General features: G+C 69.6%; 22 protein-coding genes. 3 read left to right on the top strand and 19 right to left on the bottom strand.

Translation table 11 applies throughout. The features are described from left to right. Nucleotides 1–234 precede the first annotated feature (234 nt). The 4 genes from AB0F04_RS04975 to AB0F04_RS04990 all read right to left on the bottom strand — a co-directional run bounded on the left by AB0F04_RS04975 (nucleotide 235) and on the right by AB0F04_RS04990 (nucleotide 3,210). Nucleotides 235–1,017, bottom strand: a complete 783-nt coding sequence (locus tag AB0F04_RS04975; protein WP_362037832.1) for a TIGR03936 family radical SAM-associated protein — start codon at nucleotides 1,015–1,017, stop codon at nucleotides 235–237. Nucleotides 1,018–1,065: 48 nt separating this feature from the next. Beyond that, a complete protein-coding gene (locus AB0F04_RS04980; protein WP_362037834.1) occupies nucleotides 1,066–2,262 on the bottom strand; it encodes a hypothetical protein in 1,197 nt (398 codons plus the stop codon). A 196-nt stretch (nucleotides 2,263–2,458) separates the two neighbouring features. Further along, on the bottom strand, nucleotides 2,459–2,713 hold the full coding sequence (locus AB0F04_RS04985; RefSeq protein ID WP_362037836.1) for a helix-turn-helix transcriptional regulator: 255 nt from the start codon (nucleotides 2,711–2,713) through the stop codon (nucleotides 2,459–2,461). Continuing rightward, nucleotides 2,713–3,210, bottom strand: coding sequence for a DUF2975 domain-containing protein (locus AB0F04_RS04990; RefSeq protein WP_362037839.1), 498 nt, complete (start codon nucleotides 3,208–3,210; stop codon nucleotides 2,713–2,715). The genes AB0F04_RS04985 and AB0F04_RS04990 overlap by 1 nt, the downstream gene beginning before the upstream one ends. A gap of 138 nt (nucleotides 3,211–3,348) precedes the next feature. Between AB0F04_RS04990 and AB0F04_RS04995 the strand changes: the two genes are divergently transcribed. After that, nucleotides 3,349–4,068, top strand: a complete 720-nt coding sequence (locus tag AB0F04_RS04995; RefSeq protein WP_362037841.1) for a GAF and ANTAR domain-containing protein — start codon at nucleotides 3,349–3,351, stop codon at nucleotides 4,066–4,068. 778 nt (nucleotides 4,069–4,846) lie between these two features. Next, nucleotides 4,847–5,059, top strand: a complete 213-nt coding sequence (locus AB0F04_RS05000) for a hypothetical protein (protein ID WP_362037844.1) — start codon at nucleotides 4,847–4,849, stop codon at nucleotides 5,057–5,059. Nucleotides 5,060–5,121: 62 nt separating this feature from the next. Here the strand turns inward: AB0F04_RS05000 and AB0F04_RS05005 are convergent, their stop codons facing one another. The 12 genes from AB0F04_RS05005 to AB0F04_RS05060 all read right to left on the bottom strand — a co-directional run bounded on the left by AB0F04_RS05005 (nucleotide 5,122) and on the right by AB0F04_RS05060 (nucleotide 21,212). Beyond that, complete coding sequence (locus AB0F04_RS05005; protein WP_362037846.1) at nucleotides 5,122–7,086, bottom strand: TIGR03960 family B12-binding radical SAM protein; 1,965 nt, start codon at nucleotides 7,084–7,086, stop codon at nucleotides 5,122–5,124. A gap of 87 nt (nucleotides 7,087–7,173) precedes the next feature. Then, nucleotides 7,174–8,679 (bottom strand): CYTH and CHAD domain-containing protein, encoded by a 1,506-nt coding sequence (locus AB0F04_RS05010; protein ID WP_362037848.1) that lies wholly within the window; start codon nucleotides 8,677–8,679, stop codon nucleotides 7,174–7,176. Between the two features lie 67 nt (nucleotides 8,680–8,746). Next, the gene (locus AB0F04_RS05015; protein ID WP_362037850.1) at nucleotides 8,747–9,355 is read right to left on the bottom strand and encodes a hypothetical protein; all 609 of its coding nucleotides are present in this window, start codon (nucleotides 9,353–9,355) and stop codon (nucleotides 8,747–8,749) included. 21 nt (nucleotides 9,356–9,376) lie between these two features. Next, the gene (rodA, locus tag AB0F04_RS05020) at nucleotides 9,377–10,579 is read right to left on the bottom strand and encodes a rod shape-determining protein RodA (RefSeq protein WP_362037852.1); all 1,203 of its coding nucleotides are present in this window, start codon (nucleotides 10,577–10,579) and stop codon (nucleotides 9,377–9,379) included. Next, nucleotides 10,576–12,822, bottom strand: a complete 2,247-nt coding sequence (gene mrdA / locus AB0F04_RS05025) for a penicillin-binding protein 2 (RefSeq protein ID WP_362037855.1) — start codon at nucleotides 12,820–12,822, stop codon at nucleotides 10,576–10,578. The genes rodA and mrdA overlap by 4 nt, the downstream gene beginning before the upstream one ends. Nucleotides 12,823–12,970: 148 nt before the next feature. Then, on the bottom strand, nucleotides 12,971–13,645 hold the full coding sequence (mreD, locus tag AB0F04_RS05030) for a rod shape-determining protein MreD (protein ID WP_362037857.1): 675 nt from the start codon (nucleotides 13,643–13,645) through the stop codon (nucleotides 12,971–12,973). A gap of 12 nt (nucleotides 13,646–13,657) precedes the next feature. Next, a complete protein-coding gene (gene mreC, locus AB0F04_RS05035) occupies nucleotides 13,658–14,605 on the bottom strand; it encodes a rod shape-determining protein MreC (RefSeq protein ID WP_362037859.1) in 948 nt (315 codons plus the stop codon). Nucleotides 14,606–14,749: 144 nt separating this feature from the next. Continuing rightward, nucleotides 14,750–15,769 (bottom strand): rod shape-determining protein, encoded by a 1,020-nt coding sequence (locus AB0F04_RS05040; protein ID WP_004001297.1) that lies wholly within the window; start codon nucleotides 15,767–15,769, stop codon nucleotides 14,750–14,752. Between the two features lie 275 nt (nucleotides 15,770–16,044). Further along, the gene (gene ndk, locus AB0F04_RS05045; protein ID WP_352095828.1) at nucleotides 16,045–16,458 is read right to left on the bottom strand and encodes a nucleoside-diphosphate kinase; all 414 of its coding nucleotides are present in this window, start codon (nucleotides 16,456–16,458) and stop codon (nucleotides 16,045–16,047) included. Between the two features lie 65 nt (nucleotides 16,459–16,523). Continuing rightward, nucleotides 16,524–16,880: a DUF4233 domain-containing protein gene (locus tag AB0F04_RS05050; protein ID WP_362037862.1), complete on the bottom strand. Its 357-nt coding sequence runs from the start codon at nucleotides 16,878–16,880 to the stop codon at nucleotides 16,524–16,526. Between the two features lie 5 nt (nucleotides 16,881–16,885). Next, nucleotides 16,886–18,409, bottom strand: coding sequence for a folylpolyglutamate synthase/dihydrofolate synthase family protein (locus tag AB0F04_RS05055; RefSeq protein ID WP_362037864.1), 1,524 nt, complete (start codon nucleotides 18,407–18,409; stop codon nucleotides 16,886–16,888). A gap of 178 nt (nucleotides 18,410–18,587) precedes the next feature. Continuing rightward, nucleotides 18,588–21,212 (bottom strand): valine--tRNA ligase, encoded by a 2,625-nt coding sequence (locus tag AB0F04_RS05060; protein WP_362037867.1) that lies wholly within the window; start codon nucleotides 21,210–21,212, stop codon nucleotides 18,588–18,590. A 138-nt stretch (nucleotides 21,213–21,350) separates the two neighbouring features. Between AB0F04_RS05060 and AB0F04_RS05065 the strand changes: the two genes are divergently transcribed. Continuing rightward, nucleotides 21,351–22,316: a hypothetical protein gene (locus tag AB0F04_RS05065; RefSeq protein WP_362037870.1), complete on the top strand. Its 966-nt coding sequence runs from the start codon at nucleotides 21,351–21,353 to the stop codon at nucleotides 22,314–22,316. Between the two features lie 67 nt (nucleotides 22,317–22,383). Here AB0F04_RS05065 and clpX read toward each other — a convergent pair whose 3' ends face one another. The 3 genes from clpX to AB0F04_RS05080 all read right to left on the bottom strand — a co-directional run bounded on the left by clpX (nucleotide 22,384) and on the right by AB0F04_RS05080 (nucleotide 25,274). Beyond that, nucleotides 22,384–23,670 (bottom strand): ATP-dependent Clp protease ATP-binding subunit ClpX, encoded by a 1,287-nt coding sequence (clpX, locus tag AB0F04_RS05070; protein ID WP_031114127.1) that lies wholly within the window; start codon nucleotides 23,668–23,670, stop codon nucleotides 22,384–22,386. Between the two features lie 181 nt (nucleotides 23,671–23,851). After that, nucleotides 23,852–24,559 carry an ATP-dependent Clp protease proteolytic subunit gene (locus AB0F04_RS05075; RefSeq protein WP_362037873.1) on the bottom strand — a complete coding sequence of 236 codons (708 nt, stop codon included), beginning with the start codon at nucleotides 24,557–24,559 and terminating at the stop codon, nucleotides 23,852–23,854. A gap of 109 nt (nucleotides 24,560–24,668) precedes the next feature. Then, entirely contained in the window at nucleotides 24,669–25,274 is a 606-nt protein-coding gene (locus tag AB0F04_RS05080) for an ATP-dependent Clp protease proteolytic subunit (RefSeq protein ID WP_030818448.1), read from the bottom strand. Nucleotides 25,275–25,494 lie beyond the last annotated feature (220 nt).

Genomic DNA, 25,494 nt, shown 5'->3' on the forward strand with positions numbered 1-25,494 from the left:
GGCGCCGCGCCTGGTCCGGCGAAAGCCGGTGACGTCCGCGGCGCGCGCTGTGCGCGTTCGCCGCCGTCCGGGGCGCGGGCGCCGCACGGGAGCTCTCTGTGTCCTGTCTCGCCGGTTCCGTACGCCGAATGCGTACGGCCTGGCGAAAGTCTTCTGGTCGGTGCGCTGCCCGACCCAGGTGGCTCCCGAGTCCGAGGGCGGCGCTACGACGTCCGTCCCTACGCGGGACCTTCCTTACGCCGACGCCGTCGCGGTGGCAGTCGGTTCGGCCGTTGGGTGGGCCTCGACTGCCTCGCGGTCGGGCGCGAGCGGGTCGGTCACCGTGCCGGTCTCTTCATCGAACAGCCCCTGCGCCAGCCTGGTCACCGCTGCGGGGACCGGCGGCGCCAGGTCGGCCACGGCGCGGAGACCGGACAGGACGTCGTCGGGTCGTACGGCAGGCGTCACGTGCCGAACAACCAGCCGCAGTATCGCACAGGGCTGGTCGGTCGGCCTATCAGCCTGCGAACTGTGCGTTTCCGTGAGGTCGCGGACCTCGAGGCTCGCCACGGCGGCGCGGGCGTCGAACGTGCGGACGCCGTTCTTGGCGAGGCGCTGGACCTCGACCTTCTCGGCCGCGTTGAAGGCGTCCGCCGCCCGGCGGGCCTCCTCCGGCGGCACCCCGTCCAGCCTGAGCTCCCACACGGAAGCCGTCAGCCGGTCGGCGAGTCCCGAGGTGCGGGCCTCGACCGCGTCGGTGATGTCGAGCCCGGTGGGCAGCGACTCGTCGAGAAGGGCCCTGAGCTGCTCCGGGTCGCGGGGCGCGGTGAGCGCGATCTCCAGGTATTCCGCCTCACTGCCCGTGCCGGTGGGTGCGGCATTGGCGTACGACACCTTCGGGTGCGGTGTGAAGCCCGCCGAGTAGGCCATCGGCACCTCGGCACGGCGCAACGCACGCTCGAAGGCGCGCTGGAAGTCACGGTGGCTGGTGAACCGGAGGCGGCCGCGCTTGGTGTAACGCAGTCGGATGCGCTGCACCGCGGGTGCGGGCGGCGGGCCTTCGGGCTGTCGCTTGCCCAGTGTCGTTCAGTCCTTCGTGAGAGCGGTCGTGCTGCTACCAAGAGTACGTGCCTCGCGTCCCGAAGGTTCCCCGCGGTCGGCGAGCCGGGGCCGGTGCGGCTCGCCGAACAGCATCCGCCGGAAGTCGGCACGGGCCTGGCGTACGGATTCCCGGGCGGCGGCCACTGCATGCCGGGTGGCCCGCCGCACAGCGCGGGCGGCGTCGGCGGCGGGACGCAGGACGGTGTCCCGGACGACGTGCCCGACGGGTGTGAGCACGCTGCGGTACACCCACCGCACCGGCTCGACGAAGATCCACCGGAAGAGTCTCCCGAGGAACCGCCCGACGGTGAGCGAGATGTGCCCGGCGATGCGCCAGGCGTGACCGAGGGCGTCCCGCACCTCCCGCCCGATGACGGCGAGGACGCGTCCGACCGGTGTGAGGGCCCACCGCCACAGGGCGAGCGCGGGCAGGACGAGCAGGATGCGGGCGATCCAGTAGAGGGCCATGCCGACGCCGGTGACGGCCGCGTTCACCAGCCACACCAGCCCCTTGCCGCACCAGGCGACCGCGCGGCCGACGGGCGCGAGCACCCAGGTGTACAACCAGACGGCCGGTACGACGACGAGGTACTTGGCGAGCCAGGACACGACCGTCCAGACGCCGATGCCGAGCGCGGCGAGCACGGCGCCGAACCCCTTCAGGACCCACAGCAGCGCGTGTCCGACGGGCGTGAGGAGGTACGCGTAGGTCCAGCCGAGCGCGGCCCCGAAGCCCCGGGCGACCCAGGCGATCGCGTGCCCCACCGGGGTCAGCACGGAGCGGTAGAACCACACCAGAGGCACGACGACGAGGACGTTGCCGAGCCAGCCGAGGGCCTGGCCCACCGGGACGACCACGTAGCGCCACAGTGCGACGAACGGCCAGACGAACACCGCACGCCCGAGCCACAACAGCGCTCGCCCCAGCGGCCGGAGCAGCGCGTCGTTCAGGAACCGCCCGGTGACGACGAGCGCGTCCCACACCATTCGCACGGGGACGACCAGGACGAGCACGATGATCCGTACCGGGATCCGGATGGCGACGGCGAGGCAGCCCTCGGGGGCTTGCGGCTCGCGCTGGGCGGGTGGCTGCGGCTCGCGCCGTACGGCCGGCCGGGCCGGCCGCTTGTGCAGATCGACCCGCGCCTCGGAACCCTCGCGGGGACGCTTCTCCAGATCCATACCGTCGTAGACGCTCTCAGTGGCCCGTCCGGATCCAGCACCGCACAGTCCCGCCCCGTTCTCCCGCGATTCCTCCACTCGGCGGCAAGATCATACGAAACAGGCCCGGGTGGCCCGCGCCTGGAGCAGCGGGGCGCACCGCGGATCACCGGAGGCTCGCCGCGGCACTCCGGGCGTGGGCACGCGCCGCTTTCCGTCAGGCCATGGCCTGGCCCGCCTCCTCCGCCTCTTCCGCCTCTTCCGCCTCTTCCGCCTCCCAGCGCAGCAGATCCCCCGGCTGGCACTCCAGCGCCTCACACAGTGCGGCGAGGGTGGAGAAGCGGACCGCCTTGGCACGGCCGTTCTTGAGGACCGCCAGGTTGGCGGGGGTGATGCCCACGCGTTCCGCCAGTTCCCCCACCGACATCTTGCGTTTGGCCAGCATCACGTCGATGTCGACGGCGATCGGCATCAGATGACCTCTTCCAGCTCTGCCTGCATCTGGGCCGCCTCCCTATCGCGTGCGACGGCCTGTGCGAGCAGCATCCGCAGCACGAGCACGACCAGCGCGACGCCGAGCACCGCCACCACGACCCCGCACAGCAGAAGGACCACCCCCGGAGCGACGGCCTCTCCGGGCGCGAGCACGACCGCGAGCGCGAAGACCAGCAGGGCGGCCGCCACGAACGCGCCGATCACGACGTGCACATAGCGGAAGGCGGCCGTGGAGAACACCGTCCCGCGGCGCACCATCGTCACCAGCCGCCACACGCAGACCACGACGACCTGGGCCGTCACGATACCCAGAACCGTGATCACGAGGATCGGGGTGCGCAGGTAGGCGTATTCGGCCCTGAGGCCGTTCATGTCCGCGGCCAGCAGCGGCACCATCACCACTTGTACGAACAGCGACCCTGCGAGCAGCACCACGAGCACCCCACGCAACGCCGCCACGGCCAGCTTCCCCATTGCCACCCCTTCGATCGTCCTGCGATGGAAATCTATCGAGATTCGATAGGAGGCACAAGGGGCGGCCCTTGCGTGCCTCGGCCACGTCGGGCGCCCTGCCCGGGTGTGCGACACGTGTCACCGTGGCAGGAGGTATGCATGCCCGGCACCGGACCGAGGAGGACGACAGTGGACTGGCGCGTGTTCGCACGGGAGATGGCCTCCATGGCGCGCGACCTGCTTGCCCAGGAGACGGTCGGCGCCACGCTCGAGCGCATCACCAGGGCCGCCACCGAGCGCGTGTCGGGATGCGATGCGGCCGGCATCCTCCTTCTGCACGGCAAGAGCGTGGAGACACTGGCGCCCACCGACGACCTGGTCGTCGAGAGCGACCGGCTCCAGGAGCGCCTCGCGGAGGGCCCCTGCTTCGACGCGGCCCGGACCAGCACCGGGGAGCGCGTCTTCCGCATCGCCGACTTCACCGCCGAGCAGGACCGCTGGCCCGCCTACGCCGACCGGGCCCGCGAACTGGGTGTGGGCAGCATGATGGGCTTCCTGCTGTACACCGAGGACGAGGACCTGGGCGCGCTCAACCTCTACTCGCACCGGCCCGGGGCCTTCACGGACGACAGCGAGACCGCCGGCTGGCTGCTGGCCTCGCACGCGGCGGTGGCCTTCTCCAGCGCCCGCAGCCACGCCCAGATGGAGCAGGCACTGGCCACACGCCACACCATCGGTGAGGCCATGGGCATCCTCATGGGCAGCCACCGCCTCACCGAGGAGCAGGCGTTCGACGTACTGCGCCGCTACTCGCAGGAGAAGAACGTCAAGCTCCGCGAGGTCGCCCGGCGGGTCTGCGCGGAGGGTCGCCTGACCTGACGGCTCCCCCAGCACACATTCTGAACTGGGGGAACCTGGCCGGGTCGATCCCCCGGGGGAGCGTCACCAACTCGACCTCCTCTGCGGGTCCCCCTCAAAACGGCCCTCTCACCTCCCATGCCGCCCCGCCTGAAGTGCGACGTGATCTTCGCAGCCGTCCCGCCCCCTCTTTCGGCTGAGCCAGGGGGCGGAACCGACAATTCCTGAGGCCGCCGAAGAAAGTCACCGACGCGGTGGAATGACTTCGCTCGCGCGTCGCCCGAGAAAGCCGCGAAATTACATCGCGCCGCGGGGAAAGCGTCATTTTCCAGGCCTGGCTCACCTGCCCGTGAACCGAGGAGTACGGCGTGCGTTGCGCCGGGCGCGCGTGCTGCCGAACCGTCGGACATCGAGCTGCGACCGCCGACGGGCCAAGCCGCGCTCGACACCTGGTGGGCAGCCGCCCGTTGCGGGAGGGCCGGATGCGGCATCCGCGACACGTCAGCGCACCGGATCACGTTATCCGCAACAATGAAGCGATCGTCCATGCACAATGGAGCGCAGAGAACCATCTCGAAGCCTTTTGGGCAGATCGAGAACTGTTACGCCCAGTCCGTCACCGACTGGAGCGCCCATCCTCCTCGGCCCGGAGCACAGCGGTGGGACAGGGAATTCAGTAAAGACGCCCTCGCTGCGGAACCAATCGGACTCCGACACGGTTTTCTGCCCCACGGGCGAAACTTCTCCGCCCGCCGATGTCGGATGGAGAGCGTTCGCAAGCACTCAACCGGGAGGCCTCATGACCCAGGCCCCGCCTCCTCCTGCCGGAGGCCTGTCGCAGGGAGCCCTGCTCATCGTCATCGCCATGCTGATCGGCCTCTTCACAGGCCTCGCGGCGGGCGTGCTGGCCGTTCTGCTCCACGCGACGGTCCTCGACGCGGCGAAATGGGCAGGCGGCACGTTCATCGCCGTCACGATGCTGCTGTTCAAGATCCGCGAACTTCTGCGCTGACACACCCTCCGCCTGCTGTCGGTCGCTCACGAAGGACCGACAGCAGGACCGGACGGCTCTCCTCAGTGCGTGTGCCCGCCGGGAGCCGGTGCCGCGTTCTTGACCGTCAGGGGCAGCAGCTTCTTGCCCGTCGGGCCGATCTGGATGCTGGTGTCCATCTGCGGACACACCCCGCAGTCGAAGCACGGAGTCCAGCGGCAGTCGTCGACCTCGGTCTCGTCGAGGGCGTCCTGCCAGTCCTCCCAGAGCCAGTCCTTGTCCAGGCCGGAGTCGAGGTGGTCCCAGGGGAGGACCTCCTCGTAGGTGCGCTCGCGGGTGGTGTACCAGTCGACGTCGACGCCGAAGGGAACCAGTGCCTTGTCGGCGCAGCTCATCCAGCGGTCGTAGGAGAAGTGCTCGCGCCAGCCGTCGAAACGGCCGCCGTCGTCGTAGACCGCGCGGATGACCGCGCCGATGCGGCGGTCGCCCCGGGACAGCAGGCCCTCGACGATGCCGGGCTTGCCGTCGTGGTAGCGGAAGCCGATCGAGCGGCCGTACTTCTTGTCGCCGCGGATCTTGTCCCGCAGCTTCTGCAGCCGGGCGTCCGTCTCCTCCGCGGAGAGCTGCGGAGCCCACTGGAACGGCGTGTGCGGCTTGGGGACGAAGCCGCCGATCGAGACCGTGCAGCGGATGTCGTTGGAGCGGGAGACCTCGCGGCCCTTGGCGATGACCTTCGTCGCCATGTCGGCGATCTGCAGGACGTCGTCGTCGGTCTCCGTCGGCAGGCCGCACATGAAGTACAGCTTCACCTGGCGCCAGCCGTTGCCGTACGCCGTCGCGACCGTGCGGATCAGGTCCTCTTCCGAGACCATCTTGTTGATGACCTTGCGGATGCGTTCCGAGCCGCCCTCGGGGGCGAAGGTCAGGCCCGAGCGGCGGCCGTTCCTGGTCAGCTCGTTCGCCAGGTCGATGTTGAAGGCGTCCACGCGGGTGGAGGGGAGCGACAGGCCGATCTTGTCGTCCTCGTAGCGGTCGGCGAGGCCCTTGGCGATGTCGCCGATCTCCGTGTGGTCGGCGGAGGACAGCGACAGCAGGCCGACCTCCTCGAAGCCGGTCGCCTTCAGGCCCTGCTCGACCATGTCGCCGATGCCCGTGATGGAGCGCTCGCGCACCGGGCGCGTGATCATGCCGGCCTGGCAGAAGCGGCAGCCGCGGGTGCAGCCGCGGAAGATCTCCACCGACATGCGCTCGTGGACCGTCTCGGCCAGCGGGACGAGCGGCTGCTTGGGGTAGGGCCACTCGTCGAGGTCCATGACGGTGTGCTTGGAGACCCGCCACGGGACGCCGCTGCGCTTCGGTACGACACGGGCAATCCGGCCGTCCGGCAGGTACTCGACGTCGTAGAAGCCGGGCACGTACACCCCGCCGGTCTTCGCCAGGCGGAAGAGGAGTTCCTCGCGGCCACCGGGGCGGCCCTCGGCCTTCCAGGCCCGGACGATCGCGGTGATCTCCAGGACCGCCTGCTCACCGTCGCCGATCACGGCGCAGTCGATGAAGTCGGCGATCGGCTCGGGGTTGAACGCCGCGTGGCCGCCGGCCAGGACGATCGGGTCGTCCAGGCCGCGGTCCCTGGACTCCAGGGGAATGCCGGCCAGGTCGAGGGCGGCCAGCATGTTCGTGTAGCCCAGCTCCGTGGAGAAGGACAGGCCGAACACGTCGAAGGCCTTCACCGGCCGGTGGCTGTCGACCGTGAACTGCGGGACGTGGTGCTCCCGCATGAGCTCCTCCAGGTCCGGCCACACGCTGTAGGTGCGCTCGGCGAGGACGCCCTGCTGCTCATTGAGCACCTCGTAGAGGATCATGACGCCCTGGTTGGGCAGACCGACCTCGTAGGCGTCCGGGTACATGAGCGCCCAGCGGACGTCACAGGAGTCCCAGTCCTTGACAGTGGAGTTGAGCTCTCCGCCGACGTACTGGATCGGCTTCTGCACATGCGGGAGCAGAGCTTCGAGCTGCGGGAAGACCGACGCAGCGACTTCGGCAGGCATGTCGCGCACCTTCGTGAGCTGGACTGAACTGACAGGGGTGACCATCCAGACTAACGCGGTCGCGGGGTACCTCCGTACGCCGGAGGATCACAGGTCCGCCGCACGGTCCTTGATCCCGGCCCAGAACCCGGGCAGTTCCGCCTCCGCGCGCAGCGCTCGTTGCTCCTCGCGCTGGTGGAGGAGGCCGTAGGTGAAGGCGCTCTCGCCCGCGGCGTGGGCGACCGCCGACAGCTCGCGCAGGGCCTGCCGGGCCATCACGCTGTCCTGGTGCTCGCCGAGCAGGTTCTGCAGCGCCTTCATGGACTTGACCACGGCCTTGGCCGGCTTGCCGAGGACGGGTTCGGCCGCCTCGGCCGCGTAGCGGGTGCGCTTGGCCTTCTTGCGGGCCTCGTGCAGCACGACGTCCCGTTCGGTGCCGGGCTCCAGGTCCGCCGCCCGGTCGATCAGCTTCACCACCTTGCGGAAGTCCTTCCGCACGGCCTTGGCGATCGGTTTGCGGGGTTTCTTGCCGGCCGCCCTCAGCAGCGGCGGGTCGGCGATCAGTGCGTCCAGGGTGTCGAGCAGGTTCAGGTAGCGGTGGGAGTCGAGGACGCCGAGGAGGCGGCCGCGGGCGCTGCCGTGCTCGGCACTCGACCAGGTGTGCAGGCGCTTCGCGACCGGGCCGCGGACCAGGGCCTCGGGCATCTCGTCGAGGGCCGACGTCAGCCGCTCGGTCAGCACCTCGCGGTCCCGGTCCAGGCCCAGCTCGCCGGCGAGCCACTTGAGCTCGTCCGCGACGGGCGAGGTGACGGTCCGGTCGAGGATCCCGCCGAACGACTTGAAGGTGCTGCGCAGTCGGCGGGTGGCCACCCGCATGCTGTGCACGGAGTCCTCGGCGTCCCGCCGGACGGCGGGATCGAGCTCGACGATCGCGTCCCGCTGGGTGCGCACGTAGGCGAGCACATGGTCCCCGGCGGTCACCGGTTTCCGGGCGGACGACGGCCTGCGCCGCTTCCCCGGTGCCGTCTCCTCCAGGGCGCGGGCCAGCTTCGACGACGACGCCGACGGCCGTACGCCCGCCTTGCGCAGCCGCTTCTCCACCTTGTCGAGCAGGGCCGGGTCTCCCCCGTCGGCGAGCTCCACCTCGATCTCGGTCCACTGCGTTTCGCCGCCGTGCCCCGTGAGCCGCTCGGCGTGGACGGTGTCCACGCTCACCTCGGCGAGCAGCCGGCCGTCGGCGTCGAGCAGGTGCCGTACGTCGCGCTCGGAGCGCAGCCGGACCACGGGAAGCAGTTCGCCGGCGCGCACCCGGGAGCGGATCAGCGCGGCGAGGTCGTCGGGGAGGGTGTCGGTGAGCGGGGCGCGGATCTCGTCGCGGACGTCCGGAGCGATCGGGAACTTGAGGTGCCAGCCGGCGTCGGAGCCGCCGGTGCGGCGGCGCAGGGTGACGGACGACGCGGCGAGGCGTTCGTCCGCGGTGTCGTGGTAGGTGGCGTCGAGGTGGGCGACGCCCTGGTCGGTCACGGCCGCGACCCCGGAGATGCCGGTCAGATCGGGAAGCCCGCTCTCGTCGGATTCGTACTTGCGCTCGATCTCGCGTTTCGTCTCCGCCATGCGACAAATCTAGTGGCTGACCGGCCGGGGCAGCAGTGGTGAACGCACTCCGGGCGGGCCGTCCCCTTCAGGTCGTCAGCAGGGCCCGCATCTCCTCGCCGTCCGGGAACGGCGCGTCCTTCGCGGTCCGGGAGACGAGGTACACGTGGGCGTCCTCGAACTGGTGGTACGACAACGGCTCCGGGCCCTGTCCGACGATCAGCACGTTGTGCTCCAGGCGCCAGCTGACGTACCGGGTGTCGTACCGGGGCTGCCGGATGTCGTGGTTCGGCAGCCCCAGCCGGTCGGTGAAGCGCTGCACGACGGCGGCGACGTGGGCGTCGAACGCCGCTCGCCAGGCGCCCTCCTCGCTGGTCCAGCCGGGCAGGGCGCCCCAGCAGTCCTCGTCGAGCAGGCCGCCGTCGACCGAGTACAGGTAGGCGAAGGGAAGGTGGAGCGAGCCGTCGCCGTCACAGGTGACGAAGTGTCCCTGCGGGGTGACGTGGGTGGCGTCGGGGACATCGGGTGTGTCCTCGTACGCCGGGCCCTGCACCGCCTGCGACCAGTCGGACCAGCCGGCCTCCCGCATCCGCGCCTCGATGAGGTCGGCGTCGGTCAGGTCCAGCTCCGCCAGCGCGAGGATCACACCCACCAGTTCCCCGGTCACCGGGCACCGGGCCACGTGCTCCCCGGACATTCCGCTCCCCCTCCCGGGAGGCTAGGCCGACATCGGCCGCTGCACCCGGATCGACTGCAGCAGCCCCACCGCTATCCACACGGCGAACATCGACGATCCGCCGTACGACACGAACGGCAGCGGCAGGCCCGTGACGGGCATGATGCCGAGCGTCATGCCGATGTTCTCGAACGTCTGGAAGGCGAACCAGGCGACGATGCCCGCGGCCACGATCGTGCCGTACAGGTCCGTAGTTTCCCGGGCGATGCGGCAGGCCCGCCACAGGACGATGCCCAGCAGCACGATGATCAGGCCGCCGCCGAGGAAGCCCAGTTCCTCCCCCGCCACCGTGAAGACGAAGTCCGTCTGCTGTTCGGGCACGAACTGGCCGGTGGTCTGCGAGCCGTGGAAGAGGCCGGAGCCGGTCAGTCCGCCCGAACCGATGGCGATACGGGCCTGGTTGGTGTTGTAGCCGACACCGGCCGGATCGAGTTCGGGGTTGGCGAAGGCGGCGAAGCGGGCGATCTGGTAGTCGTCGAGGATCCCGATCTGCCAGACGGTGACCGCGCCGAGCGTGCCCGCGCCGAGCAGGCCGAAGACCCACCGGTTGGACGCCCCGGAGGCCAGCAGCACGCCGAGCACGATGATGACCATCACCATGACCGACCCGAGGTCGGGCATCAGCATCACGATCAGCATCGGCACGGCGGCCAGGCCGAGGGCCTGCACGACCGTGCGGTGGTCGGGGTACTGCTTGTCGCCGGCGTCGACCCGGGCCGCCAGCAGCATCGCCATGCCCAGGATGATCGTGACCTTCACGAACTCCGAGGGCTGCAGCGAGAAGCCGCCGGGCAGCTTGATCCAGGAGTGGGCGCCGTTGATCGTGGAGCCGAGCGGGGTCAGCACCAGCAGGATCAGCAGCACGGAGAAGCCGTACAGGACGGGCACGGCCGTGCGCAGGCCGCGGTGGCCGAGCCAGATCGTGGCGGCCATCAGGGCGAGGCCGATACCGGTGTTGAGCAGGTGCCGGACGAGGAAGAAGTACGGGTCGCCCTGGTTGAGCTCGGTGCGGTTGCGGGTCGCCGAGTAGACGAGGAGCGTGCCGAGCAGCGACAGGGCCATCGCCGACAGCAGGATCGGCCAGTCGAGGCGCCGCGCCACCGAGTCGCGGGCCAGCAGCCGCGTCCAGCCGGAGCGCTCGGGCCCGTAACCGGAGACCTGGAAGCTGTTCACACCGCCGGTCATGCCGGCCACCTCCGGTTTCCCCGGCGGCTACGTCGCCTTCGGGTGTTGCGGTTCTCGGGGGACGGCGGGGCCGACGTGACCGGCTGGAGCGGGTCCGCCGGGGCGTTCGGGTCCTTCTTCTTCCCCTGGGGGTCCTTGGCCGGGTCCTTGGAGATCTTCGGGGAGGCGATGGTGCCGTCCGTCTTGACCTTCGGCAGGGCCTTCTGCGGCGTGGGCAGCAGCGCCTTCTTCGCGTCGATGTCGCCGTCCTCGGAGACGCCGTAGAGCGCGTTGTAGATGTTGCGGACGGCGGGGCCCGAGGCGCCGGAGCCCGTACCACCCTGGGAGATCGTCATGACGATCGAGTAGTCCTTGGTGTACGTGGCGAACCAGGAGGTCGTCTGCTTGCCGTAGACCTCCGCCGTACCCGTCTTGGCGTGCATCGGGATCTTGTCCTGCGGCCAGCCGCCGAACCTCCAGGCGGCCGTACCGCGGGTGGCGACTCCCGCGAGGGCTTCGTCTATCTCGTCGCGCGTCTTCTGCGTCATCGGCAGCCTGCCGTGCGACTTGGGCTTGATCGGCGTGATGGTCTTGCCGTCGGCACTGATGACGGCCTTGCCGACGGAGGGGTTGTAGAGGGTGCCGCCGTTGGAGATGGCCGAGTAGATGGTGGCCATCTGGATGGGCGTGACGAGCGTGTCGCCCTGGCCGATGGAGTAGTTGACGGAGTCACCGGCGCGCATGCGGTTGCCTTCGAGGCAGTTCTCGTAGGCGATCTTCTCGGCGTAGCTGCCGTTGCGCTTGCCCGTGCGGCACCAGGCGTCCTTGTTGGCCTTCCAGTAGCTGAGCTTCCACTGGCGGTCGGGGACGCGGCCGGTGACCTCGTTGGGCAGGTCGATGCCGGTCTCCTTGCCGAGGCCGAACTGGTGGGCCGTCTTGTAGAACCAGTCGTTGGCGTTCTTCTTCGGCTTGGTGCCGCCGTCGCGCTTCCACTCCTGGTGGGAGAGCCGGTAGAAGACCGTGTCGCAGGAGACCTCCAGGGCGCGGCCGAGGCTGATCGGGCCGTACCCCTTGGACTCGAAGTTCTTGAAGACCTGGCCGCCGATCGAGTAGGAGCTGGAGCATTCGTACGGGCCGTTGAAGGAGTAGCCCGCGTTGACCGCCGCGGCCGTGGGGACGACCTTGAAGATCGAGCCGGGCGCCGACTGGCCCTGGATGGCGCGGTTCAGCAGCGGGTAGTTGGAGCTCTTGCCGGTGAGCCGCGCGTAGTCCTTGGCGGAGATGCCGCCCACCCAGGCGTTCGGGTCGTAGGTGGGGTTGGAGGCCATGGCGACGACGCGGCCGGTCTTGGCCTCCATCACGACCACGGCGCCGGAGTCGGCCTTGTAGTTCGTGCCCGTGTTGCGGTCGTGCTGCTTGCGGGCTTCCTTCATGGCCTCGTTCAGCTGGTACTCGGCGATCCGCTGGACCCGGGAGTCGATGCTGGTGACGAGGTTGTCGCCGGGGTGGGCCGGGTCGGCCTCGGCCTGGCCGATGACCCGTCCGAGGTTGTCGACCTCGTAGCGGGTGACGCCGGCCTTGCCGCGCAGTGCCTTGTCGTACTGACGCTCCAGGCCCGAGCGGCCGACCTGGTCGGAGCGCAGGTAGGGCGAGTTGGTGTTCTGCGCCTTCTTGATCTCCTCGTCGGTGACCGGCGAGAGGTAGCCGAGGACCTGGGCCGTGTTGGCCTTGCCGGGGCTCGGGTAGCGGCGCACGGCCATCGGCTCGGCGGTGATGCCGGGGAAGTCCTCGGCGCGCTCGCGGATCTGCAGGGCCTGTTTGGGGGTGGCCTCGTCGGTGATGGGGATGGGCTGGTAGGGCGAGCCGTTCCAGCAGGGCTGCGGGGTCTTGGCGTCGCACAGCCGGACCTTCATCCGGACGTCCTCGGGCGTCATGCCCAGGACGCCGGCGAGCTTGGTGAGGACTTCCTTGCCGTCGTCCTTCATCTTCAGCAGGTCGGTGCGGGAGGCGGAGACCACCAGCCGCGTCTCGTTGTCCGCGATCGCCACGCCCCGCGCGTCCAGGATCGAGCCGCGGACGGCCGGCTGGACGACCTGCTGGACGTGGTTGCCCGACGCCTCCTTGGCGTAGGCGGCGCCCTCACGGATCTGGAGGTACCACAGGCGTCCGCCGAGGGTGAGCAGGAGGGAGAGGACGAGGACCTGGATGACGACGAGCCGGATCTGGACCCGCGAGTTCCTGCCGGTCTCGGGAATGTTGGTCACTGCGGCTGCCTCCCCCTCTCGGTGCGCGTACGGATGTGCGGAGCCGACGGTCTGCCGGGGCACGTGTGTGCGGTGTCGAGTGATGAACGCCCGGCCCGCGAGCCGGCGTTCCTACGGGACCGGCCCGTTCGGGTGAACTTCGCCGCGTTCACAGCCGCTTGACCCCCTTGATGCGCCCCGCGCGCGCCATCCGTGCCCGGGCGGCCTTCACGCGCAGCCCGTTGCGCTGGCTGCCGATCTTCAGGCCGGTGCCGCCGGAGAGCCAGCCGGAGGAGATGTCCGTGGCCTTGGCGGCGGCCGAGGTGGACTCGGCGAGCGGATCGTTGTCCGCGCGCCGGGCCAGGGCCATGATTCCCGGCACGACGAACGGGGCGAGCAGCAGGTCGTACAGGGCGGCGGTGAACAGCAGGCTGCCGAGGCCCACGTGACGGGCCGCGGTGTCGCCGACGAGGGCACCGACGCCGGCGTAGAGCAGGGTGGAGCCGACCGCCGCGGCCACCACCACGAGCATGGGGCCGGTGGCGGACTTCAGCCGGCCCGTCTCGGGCTTCACCAGGCCCGCGAGGTAGCCGATGACGCACAGCACGAGGGCGTAGCGCCCGGCGGCGTGGTCGGCGGGCGGGGCCAGGTCGGCGAGCAGACCCGCGCCGAAGCCGATGAGGGCGCCCCCCACATGGCCGTACACCAGCGCGAGGCCGAGCACGGTGAGCAGCAGCAGGTCGGGCACGGCGCCCGGCAGGTGGAGGCGGGCGAGGACGCTCACCTGGACGACCAGGGCGACGACGACCAGGGCGGAGGAGAGCAGGATCCGGTTGACGCGCATGGGTGACAGCTCCTACTGCTCTTGCTGGTTCTGGCCGTCGACGGGTGCCTCGGGGGACGGCGTCACGGTCACCGTCACCGTCGGCCTGGGGGTCGGCTTGGGCTTGGGCGGGAGCACCGTGTCACGCGGGTCCTTCTTCGGGGCCTCGACGACGACACCGACGATGTCGAGCTTGGTGAAGCCGACGTACGGCGTGACGTAGAGCGTGCGGGTCAGACCGCCGCCGGAGGGGTCCACACGGGACACCACGCCGACGGGCACACCGGGCACGAACGGCCGGTCGGCCTGCGAGCCGAAGGTGACCAGGCGGTCGCCCTTCTTCACCTCGGCCTTGCCGTTGAGGAGTTCGACGCGCAGCGGGCGGTCGCCCTGCCCGGAGGCGAAGCCGAGTTCGTCGCCGGACTCCATGCGGGTGCCGACGGTGAAGTCGGGGTCACTGGCCAGCAGGACCGTCGCGGTGTTGGGGCCGACGGTGGTGACCCGGCCGACGAGCCCCTCCCCGTTGAGGACGGTCATGTCGCGCTTGATGCCGTCGTTGGTGCCCACGTCGATGGTGATCGTCCAGGAGAAGCCCTGCGCGGCCCCGATGGCGATGACCTCGGCACCCTTGATGCCGTACTGGCCCTTGCCGGCGATCTTCAGCATCTTGTCGAGCTGCTTGAGGCGGCTGCGGCTGCGGTCGTCGCTGCCGAGCCGGGCCTTCAGGGCCGCGTTCTCCTCTTCCAGCACGGCGAGCCGGTCGTGCCGGTCACCGGACTCGCGGATGGCGGAGACCGCGTTGCCGACCGGATCGACCGCGGCCGAGACGCCGCTCTCGATCGGGCCGAAGACCGTCGCCGCACCCTGCCGGGCACCGTCGACGGGCGAGTCCTCCCCACCGCGGATGTCCACCGTGATCAACGCGAACGCGACGGCGATCAGCAGCACCAGGAGCAGCCGGCTCTCTCGTGTGTCCCTCACGTGCGGCGGCCGTGCCCTTCCTCATAGGAATTCGGGAAGCCCCAGGGAAACGCGAGGGGCTGCTTTGTGGGAGCTTATGCATCAATATCAACGATCCGCCGTACGAGAGGAGATCGTCCCGTACGGCGGAATCGAAGAGTTATGTCATCTGCGCGGCTGGGCGTCCAGCACCTGCTGGAGCGCCTCGAACTCCTCGACGCACTTCCCGGATCCGAGCGCCACGCTGTCGAGCGGGTCCTCGGCGATGTGGATCGGCATACCGGTCTCCCGGCGCAGCCGCTCGTCGAGGCCACGCAGCAGCGCTCCGCCACCGGTCAGCACGATTCCCCGGTCCATGATGTCGCCGGACAGCTCCGGCGGACACTTGTCGAGGGTCGTCTTGACGGCGTCGACGATCGCGTTGACCGGCTCCTCGATCGCCTTGCGGACCTCGGCCGCGGAGATGACCACGGTCTTCGGAAGCCCCGAGACGAGGTCCCGGCCGCGGATTTCGGTGTGCTCGTCGGAATCCAGGTCGTACGCCGAACCGATCGTGATCTTGATCTGCTCGGCCGTGCGCTCACCCAGCAGGAGGGAGTACTCCTTCTTGATGTGCTGGATGATCGCGTTGTCCAGTTCGTCGCCCGCGACACGGATGGACTGGGCGGTCACGATGCCGCCGAGGGAGATGACCGCGACCTCCGTGGTGCCGCCGCCGATGTCGACCACCATGTTGCCCGTGGCCTCGTGGACCGGCAGGCCGGAACCGATGGCCGCGGCCATGGGCTCCTCGATGATGTGCACCTGACGGGCGCCGGCCTGGGACGACGCCTCGATGACGGCGCGGCGCTCGACGCCCGTGATGCCCGAGGGCACACAGACGACGACCCGCGGACGAGCGAGATACCGCCGCTTGTGGATCTTCAGGATGAAGTAGCGGAGCATCCGCTCGGTGATCTCGAAGTCGGCGATCACGCCGTCCTTCAGCGGGCGGACGGCAACGATGTTGCCGGGCGTGCGCCCGATCATCTTCTTCGCTTCGGCACCGACCGCGAGGATGCCACCGGTGTTGGTGTTGATCGCGACGACGGACGGCTCGTTGAGTACGATCCCGCGACCCCTGACGTACACCAGCGTGTTGGCGGTCCCGAGGTCGACAGCCATGTCACGGCCGATGAACGACATTGAGTTCCCCATCAGGATTCGTCTGGCCTTCCCAGGAGCTTTTGAGGGCTTTTCAGGTAGGCAAAGGTGGGTGCTGTGACGTGAAGGCTTCCATCGTAGACGCGCCTTCGCGAACACTGCGGGAGGGTCTCCGCCATTGTCAGCAGACGCCGACCGCATTCGCTTCTGGAGACGGGCGTTCGGGGCCCATCGTTCCCTCGATCGCCACGCATATGCCGCAAAGCCCGGGGGCCCCGCCCCCAGACTCTGCCGCATGTGCTGGTGAGGTGCGGACGCTACGACCGGCCGGGGAAGAAAATCTTCACCTCGCGCTCCGCGGACTCCTCGGAGTCGGAGGCGTGGATCAGGTTCTCCCGGACGATGACACCGTAGTCGCCACGGATGGAGCCGGGGGCGGCGGCGATCGGGTCGGTCGGGCCGGCGAGCGCGCGCAGCCCCTCGATGACCCGCTCGCCCTCGACGATCAGCGCCACGACCGGACCGGACGCCATGAACTCCACCAACGGCTCGTAGAAGGGCTTGCCCTTGTGCTCGCCGTAGTGCTGCTCCAGCGTGTCCTGATCCAGGGTGCGCAGCTCCAGCGCGGTGATCTGCCAGCCCGCCTTGCGCTCGATGCGGCTGATGATCTCGCCGGTCAGGCCACGACGGACGGCGTCGGGCTTGAGGAGGACGAGGGTGCGCTGGCTCACGACGGGCTCCTTGGTGGTGAAGGTCTTGCGGTGGGACGAGGTTACCCGGCGTGTCGGGGCGCCTGTTACGCAGCGTCAGGCGTGGACGGGTTCGCCTGGGCCGCGAATCTGGCCTTCGCCTCGTCGACCTTGCGCCCGTAGTGGACGGACGCCCACCACAGGGCCGCGAAGATCGCGCCCAGGAAGTACATGATCGGCACCACGAACCCCGACGCGATGAGCGCGATCTGCAGCGCCCAGCCGAGGGCGACCCCGCCCGGGCGCGTCACCAGACCGCACAGCACCAGGCACAGGAACATCGCGACGCCGCTGACCGTCCACACGGTCGCCACGGACAGGTCGGGGTCCTTCATGGCGACCAGACCGGCGAACCCGATGACGAAGAACTCGCCGATCAGCGTCGAAGAGCAGAGCGTGCGCACGGGACTCAGCCCCTCCCCAGGAGCAGTCGGGCCTCGCCGACGGTGATGACGGAACCGGTGACGAGCACACCGCCGCCGGAGAACTCGCCCTCCTCCTCGGCCAGCGTGATGGCGGCCTCCAGGGCATCCGGCAGCCGCGGCTCGACCTGGACGCGCTCCTCGCCGAACACCTCCACGGCGACACCGGCGAGCTCGTCGGCGTCCATCGCACGGTGGCTGGAGTTCTGCGTGACCACGACCTCGGCGAACACCGGCTCGAAGGCCTCCAGCAGCTCCCGCACGTTCTTGTCGCCGCTCGCGCCGACCACGCCGATGAGGCGGCTGAACTGGAACGCCTCCCCGATCGCCTCGGCCGCCGCCCGGGCGCCCGCGGGGTTGTGGGCGGCGTCCAGCACGACCGTCGGCGAACGGCGCACGACCTCCAGCCTGCCCGGCGACGCCACGGCGGCGAAGGCCTTGCGGACGGTGTCCAGGTCCAGCGCGTCGGCCCGCTGCGCGCCGACGCCGAAGAACGCCTCGACGGCGGCGAGCGCGACGGCCGCGTTGTGCGCCTGGTGCGCGCCGTGCAGCGGCAGGTACACCTCGGGGTACTCGCCGCCGAGGCCGCGCAGCGTCACCAGCTGCCCGCCGACGGCCACCTGCCGCTCGACGACGCCGAACTCCAGGCCCTCCCGGGCCACGGTCGCGTCCACCTCGACGGCCTTCTTCAGCAGCACCTGCGCCGCGTCGACCGGCTGCTGCGCCATGATGACCGTCGCACCCTGCTTGATGATGCCGGCCTTCTCCGTGGCGATCTCGGCGTGCGTGGTGCCGAGCCGGTCGGTGTGGTCGAGGTCTATGGGCGTGACGACGGCGACGTCGCCGTCGATCACGTTCGTGGCGTCCCAGGAGCCGCCCATGCCGACCTCGACGACGGCCACGTCCGCGGGGGCGTCCGCGAACGCCGCGTACGCCATGCCGGTGAGCACCTCGAAGAACGACAGCCGGTACTCCTGCGCGGCGTCGACCATCTCCACGTACGGCTTGATGTCCTGGTACGTCTCGATGAACCGCTCGGCGGAGATCGGGGCGCCGTCGAGGCTGATGCGCTCGGTGATCGACTGCACGTGCGGCGAGGTGTAGCGGCCGGTGCGCAGCTCGAAGGCGCCGAGCAGGGCCTCGATCATGCGGGCCGTGGAGGTCTTGCCGTTCGTCCCCGTGATGTGGATCGACGGGTACGACCGCTGCGGCTCCCCCAGGACGTCCATCAGCGCGGCGATACGGCTGACGGAGGGCTCCAGCTTGGTCTCGCCCCACCGGGTGGCCAGCTCGGTCTCGACCTCGCGCAGGGCCTTGTCGACCTCGGGGTCGGCGGGGCGCGTCGGGATGTCGGCGTCGGGCGGGCCGCCCTGGGTGCGCAGGGTGCGGCTGCCGGCTTCGATGACGGCGAGGTCGGGGTCGCGGGTGGTTTCCTCCGCGATGATCTCGTCGAAGCTGTCGAGGGGGTCGGGCTGGTCGTCGGCGTTGTGGTCTGGAGGGAGCTCGCTCACGGTGCCCAGTCTACGGAGGGGCGGTGACATGGGGCGGGGGTGGTTTGTGTCGTGCCTTGTCTGCGGGTTTGTGGGGGCTTGTCGCGCAGTTCCCCGCGCCCCTGAGGTACGTGCCCCCGAGGTACGCGTGAGGCCCCCGGCCTGACGGCTCCGGGGGCCTCACACTCCGTACGTGCCCTTACGCCTGCGGCAGGCGCTCCAGCTGGGACTGGATGCGGGTGATGTCCTCCTCCGCCTTGGTCAGGCGGGTGCGGATCTTGTCGACGACGTGGTCGGGGGCCTTCGCCAGGAACGCCTCGTTGCCGAGCTTGGCGTTGGCCTGGGCCTTCTCCTTCTCGGCCGCGGCGAGGTCCTTGGCCAGGCGCTTGCGCTCCGCCGCGACGTCGATCGTGCCGGAGAGGTCGAGCGCGACCTCCGCACCGGCGACCGGGAGGGTCGCCGTGGCGGTGAAGGCGTCGCCCTCCGGCTGGAGGCGGAGGAGCTGGCGGATGGCGGCCTCATGGGGGGCGAACCGCGTGCCGTCCAGGGTCAGGCGCGCCGGGACCCGCTGGCCGGGCTGGAGGCCCTGGTCGGCGCGGAAACGGCGGACCTCGGTGATGACCGACTGGAGGGACTCGATCTCGCGCTCCGCGTCGGCGTCCCGGAAGCCACTGTCCTTGGGCCAGTCGGCGATGACGACCGATTCACCGCCGGTGAGCGTGGTCCAGAGGGTCTCGGTGACGAACGGGACCACCGGGTGCAGCAGCTTCAGCGTGACGTCGAGGACCTCACCGAGGACCCGCTTGCTGACCTCGGCCGCCTCGCCGCCCGCCTGGAACGTCGTCTTGGACAGCTCGACGTACCAGTCGAAGACCTCGTCCCACGCGAAGTGGAACAGCGCGTCGGAGAGCTTCGCGAACTGGTAGTCCTCGTAGAACGCGTCGACCTCGGCGACCACCGAGTTGAGGCGGGAGAGGATCCAGCGGTCGGTCGACGACAGCTTCGACGCGTCGGGCAGCGGGCCCTCGATCGTCGCGCCGTTCATCATCGCGAAGCGCGTCGCGTTCCAGATCTTGTTGGCGAAGTTCCGGGAGCCCTGGACCCAGTCCTCGCCGATCGGGACGTCGACGCCCGGGTTGGCGCCACGGGCGAGGGTGAACCTCAGCGCGTCGGAGCCGTACTTGTCCATCCAGTCCAGCGGGTTGACCGCGTTGCCGAAGGACTTCGACATCTTCTTGCCGAACTGGTCGCGGACCATGCCGTGCAGGGCGATGGTGTGGAACGGCGGGGTGCCGTCCATCGCGTACAGGCCGAACATCATCATCCGGGCGACCCAGAAGAAGAGGATGTCGTAGCCGGTGACCAGGACGGAGTTCGGGTAGAACTTCGCGAGCGACTCGGTCTGTTCGGGCCAGCCGAGCGTGGAGAACGGCCACAGGCCGGAGGAGAACCAGGTGTCGAGGACGTCGGTGTCCTGACGCCAGCCCTCACCGCTCGGCGGCTCCTCGTCCGGGCCGACGCAGACGACTTCGCCGTTCGGGCCGTACCAGACGGGGATGCGGTGGCCCCACCACAACTGCCGCGAGATGCACCAGTCGTGCAGGTTGTCGACCCAGTCGAAGTAGCGCTTCTCCATCTCCTGCGGGTGGATCTTGACCTTGCCGTCGCGGACGGCGTCACCGGCCGCCTTGGCGAGCGGACCGACCTTGACCCACCACTGCATGGACAGGCGCGGCTCGATGGTGGTCTTGCAGCGCGAGCAGTGGCCGACCGAGTGGACGTACGGCCGCTTCTCGGCGACGATCCGGCCCTCGGCGCGCAGCGCTGCGACGATCGCCGAGCGGGCCTCCAGCCGGTCCAGGCCCTGGAAGGGGCCGTGGGCGGTGATCACGGCGTGCTCGTCCATGATCGTCAGGGCCGGGAGGCCGTGGCGCTGGCCGATCTCGAAGTCGTTCGGGTCGTGCGCCGGGGTGACCTTGACGGCACCCGTGCCGAACTCGGGGTCGACGTGCTCGTCCGCGACGACCGGGATGGAACGGTCGGTCAGCGGCAGCTTGACCGTCTTGCCGACCAGGTGCTTGTAGCGCTCGTCCTCGGGGTGGACGGCGACGGCCGTGTCACCGAGCATCGTCTCGGCGCGGGTGGTGGCGACGACGATGGTGTCGTCCCCGTCGCCGTACTTCATGGAGACGAGCTCGCCGTCGTCGTCCTGGTACTCGACCTCGATGTCCGAGATGGCCGTCAGACAGCGGGGGCACCAGTTGATGATGCGCTCGGCGCGGTAGATCAGCTCGTCGTCGTAGAGCCGCTTGAAGATGGTCTGGACGGCCTGGGAGAGACCCTCGTCCATGGTGAAGCGCTCGCGCGACCAGGCGACGCCGTCGCCCAACCGCCGCATCTGGCCGCTGATCTGGCCGCCGGACTCGCCCTTCCACTGCCAGACCCGCTCGACGAAGGCCTCACGGCCCAGGTCGTGGCGGGACTTGCCCTCCTTGGCGAGCTCCCGCTCGACGACGTTCTGCGTGGCGATGCCGGCGTGGTCCATACCGGGCTGCCACAGCGTCTCGTAGCCCTGCATGCGCTTGCGGCGGGTGAGGGCGTCGATGAGGGTGTGCTCGAAGGCGTGCCCCAGGTGGAGCGAGCCCGTGACGTTCGGCGGCGGGATGACGATGGTGTACGGCGGCTTGTCGCTCTTCTCGTCCGCCTCGAAGTAACCCCGCTCTACCCAGCGCTCGTACAGCGGCCCCTCTACGTCGGCCGGCGCGTACTGGGTCGGCAGGTCGGTGCTGGGCGCTGGTGGCTGCTGCTGAGCGTTCTCGGTCACGGGGGTCAGTTTAGAGGTGTCACCGGCCCGTACCGAAACGCGTTTGCTTCGTAACGATGGGGCCCCCGATGCCATGCACACGGCGGGTCTGCGCCACGATGTCCGGAACACATAAGCATCTGGAGGGGAACCCAGAACATGAGTCACAACCAGCCGGGCCCGTACGGCGGGCAGCCCCAGCAGCCCGGTCCGTACGGCCAGCCCGGCCCGTACGGCCAGCCGCCGCAGGCGCCCCAGCCCGGCTACGGCTACCCCCAGCAGGCCCCTCCGCCCCAGCCCGGCTACGGCTACCCGCAGCAGCCCCCGCAGGGCGTCCCGCCCCAGCAGGCGCCGTACGGCCAGCAGCCCCCGTACGGCCAGCAGCCGCAGCCGCCCTACGGCCAGGCCCCGTACGGGGTCCCCCAGCCTCCCGCCCCGGGCGGTGGCAAGAAGAAGACCGGCCTCATCATCGGCGCGGTCGCCGTTGTGGCGGCGATCGGCGTGGGTGCGTACTTCGTGATCGGCGGAGGCGGCGGCGCGGGCGCCCTGGAGGACGACGGGCCGCACAAGCTGGCGACTCCGGCGACCGTGCTCAGCGAGTACAAGCGCACCACGAAGGACGGAGCGACCGCCGGTACCGAGACGACGGCCGAGCTGGAGAAGAGCGGCGTCAAGAACGCCAAGTCCGCGGCCGGCCTCTACCGTACGGTGGACCTGAGCGACTACGACCCGAACGATCCGGCGTCCGCGGCGAAGATGGCAACGGCCAAGACCCTCTCGCTGGCCGGCGCCTACGGTGAGATCTCCGACCCGGAGGCGACGCTGGACCTGTTCTTCGCCAACTTCAAGAAGTCGGCCGACAAGGAGTCCGCCACCGGATCCGGCAAGCCCGAGCTGATCGGCGAGCCCGAGGCCGCGGACCTGGACGGCGCGGTCATGAAGTGCCAGTCGCTCAAGGGGCAGGACCAGCTGACCAAGAAAGAGAAAACCAACTGGTTCTGCGCGTGGGCCGACTACAGCACCATCGCCGTCGTGTCGCCGGGTGACGCGGCACAGGGCGTCACCAAGGACGTGGCGGTCGACCTCACTACCAAGGCCCGCAAGGAAGTACGCGTCAAGGTCTGACGAGACCCCAGGCGCAAAGGGAAGGGCCCCGGTCGATGATGACCGGGGCCCTTCCCTCACGTCTGTGTCACGCCGTCTTCTGCTCCCCCGGCCCCCGCCCCCGCGCATCCCGCGGGATCAGCGTCGGGTTGACGTTCGACTGGACGACGTCCGCCGTGATGACGACCCGGGCGACGTCCTTGCGGGACGGGACCTCGTACATCACGCCCTGGAGGACTTCCTCCATGATGGCGCGCAGGCCGCGTGCGCCGGTCTGGCGGAGGATGGCCTGGTCGGCGATGGCTTCGAGAGCCTCGCGCTCGAAGTCCAGCTCCACGCCGTCGAGTTCGAAGAGGCGCTGGTACTGCTTCACCAGCGCGTTGCGCGGCTCGACGAGGATCTGGAGCAGGGCCTCGCGGTCGAGGTTGTGGACCGAGGTGATGACCGGGAGACGGCCGATGAACTCGGGGATCATGCCGAACTTGACCAGGTCCTCCGGCATGACCTCCTGGAACTGGTCCTTGGACTCCATCTCGCGCTTGGAGCGGATCTGCGCGCCGAAGCCGATGCCCTTGGCGCCCGCCCGGGCCTCGATGATCTTCTCCAGGCCTGCGAAGGCACCGCCCACGATGAACAGCACGTTCGTCGTGTCGATCTGGATGAACTCCTGGTGGGGGTGCTTCCGGCCGCCCTGCGGCGGGACCGAGGCCGTGGTGCCCTCCAGGATCTTCAGCAGGGCCTGCTGGACGCCCTCGCCCGACACGTCGCGGGTGATGGAGGGGTTTTCACTCTTCCGCGCGACCTTGTCGATCTCGTCGATGTAGATGATCCCGGTCTCGGCCTTCTTGACGTCGTAGTCGGCCGCCTGGATCAGCTTGAGCAGGATGTTCTCGACGTCCTCGCCGACGTACCCCGCCTCCGTGAGGGCCGTGGCGTCGGCGATCGCGAAGGGGACGTTCAGCATGCGCGCGAGGGTCTGCGCGAGGAGGGTCTTGCCGGAGCCCGTGGGGCCCAGGAGCAGGATGTTGGACTTCGCCAACTCGATGGCGTCGTCACGGCCGTTCGCCCCGCCGTTCTCGCCGGCCTGGACGCGCTTGTAGTGGTTGTACACCGCTACGGACAGGGCCTTCTTGGCGGCCTCCTGGCCGACCACGTAGCCCTCGAGGAACTCGTAGATCTCGCGGGGCTTCGGGAGTTCCTCCCAGCGGACCTCACTGGTCTCCGCCAGCTCTTCCTCGATGATCTCGTTGCAGAGATCGATGCACTCGTCGCAGATGTACACACCGGGCCCTGCGATGAGCTTCTTGACCTGCTTCTGGCTCTTGCCGCAGAACGAGCACTTGAGCAGATCGCCGCCGTCACCGATGCGTGCCACGGTGTGCTTCCCCTTCGCCTGGGAGACTCCTGGACGTCGACGTCCAGCGGACTCCTGGTGCTGCCTTATGTCCGACGGTACCTTGCCGGGCCCCCCGTTCGGGCCCCCCTTGGCGCGGTTCGCTTTGACGTGAACCGAGCCAAACCGTGCCAAGGGGCGGCAGACGTTACAGCCTCTCGCGTCAGCGCAGGCTCGAGTTGTCCATCTTCCGGGTGGTGATGATCTGGTCGACCAGGCCGTAGCTCAGCGCGTCCTCGGCCGTGAGGATCTTGTCGCGCTCGATGTCCTCGCGGATCTTCTCGACCGGCGTGGTGGAGTGCTTGGCCAGCATCTCCTCCAGCTGCGAGCGCATCCGGAGGATCTCGTTCGCGGCGATCTCCAGGTCGGAGACCTGACCGCGGCCGGTCTCGCTGTACGGCTGGTGGATCAGCACGCGCGCGTTCGGCAGGGCCATGCGCTTGCCCGGCGTACCGGCGGCCAGCAGGACGGCGGCGGCGGAGGCGGCCTGGCCCATGCAGACCGTCTGGATGTCCGGCTTTACGTACTGCATCGTGTCGTAGATCGCCGTGAGCGCCGTGAAGGAGCCGCCGGGGCTGTTGATGTAGACCGAGATGTCACGGTCGGGGTCCATCGACTCCAGGCACAGCAGCTGCGCCATGACGTCGTTGGCGGAGGCATCGTCGATCTGGACGCCGAGGAAGATCACTCGCTCCTCGAAGAGCTTCGCGTACGGGTCGTACTCGCGAATGCCCTGGGAGGTGCGCTCGACGAAGCGCGGGATGATGTAGCGGGACTCGGCCTGCGGGCCGGTGTAGCGGCCCTGCGAGGCGCTCATGTCCTGCATGGCGTGCATACGGTCGTAGATCCCGCTGCCGGGGAACTGGTTCACGGTGTCTCCTGGAAAGGGCTGAGGCGGTCGGCTGGGGCTGTACGGGGTCGCTGGGGCCCGGGAGGGCTCCGTGGGCCTCACGGGGCGCCGCAGGCCCCGTGGGGACCGCTCAGGCCCCGGTGCCGCCGCCGCCCGGCATACCGGCGGCCGTGGGAATCACGTCGTCGATGAGGCCGTACTCCTTGGCCTCGAAGGCGTCGAACCAGCGGTCGCGGTCCGAGTCGCGGGTGATCTGCTCGACCGACTGCCCCGTGTGCTGGGACGTGAGCTCGGCCATGCGCTTCTTGGTGTGCAGCAGCCGCTCGGCGTGGATCTTGATGTCCGAGGCCGAGCCGGCAAGGCCGGCGGAGGGCTGGTGGATCAGGATCTCGGCATTCGGCAGCGCGAAGCGCTTGCCGGGGGTGCCGGCGCTGAGCAGGAACTGACCCATCGAGGCCGCGAGGCCCATGGCGATCGTCACCACGTCGTTCTTGATGAACTGCATGGTGTCGTAGATCGCCATGCCGGCCGTGATGGAACCGCCGGGGCTGTTGATGTACAGGTAGATGTCCTTGTCCGGGTCGGCGGCAAGGAGCAGCAGCTGCGCGGTGATCTTGTTCGCGATGTCGTCGTCGACCGGCTGGCCGAGGAAGATGATCCGCTCGTTGAGCAGCCGGTTGTAGACCTGGTCGCCGAGGCCGCCACCGATGGAAGGCTCGCCGGCGGCTGAGGGCATCAGATTCGTCACGTATCCACCTGCTCGTCTTACGACGGCGCCGGGCCGTCTCACGTTTCCCTAGGGGCTAGGAGCCGTTCGGGGACTCCACTGCCCTCGTATTCATGGACCCTAACGCGCGGGTCCCTTCGGGGAATCCCGGAGATGGGAGTGTTCGCCGGGGGCGTAGCGCGGTGGGCTCCGCCGGGGGCCGTGCGGACTCGTCGTGGGTGGTGCGGAG

The sequence above is a fragment of the Streptomyces sp. NPDC029041 genome, from assembly GCF_040637515.1.
Taxonomy (GTDB): domain Bacteria; phylum Actinomycetota; class Actinomycetes; order Streptomycetales; family Streptomycetaceae; genus Streptomyces.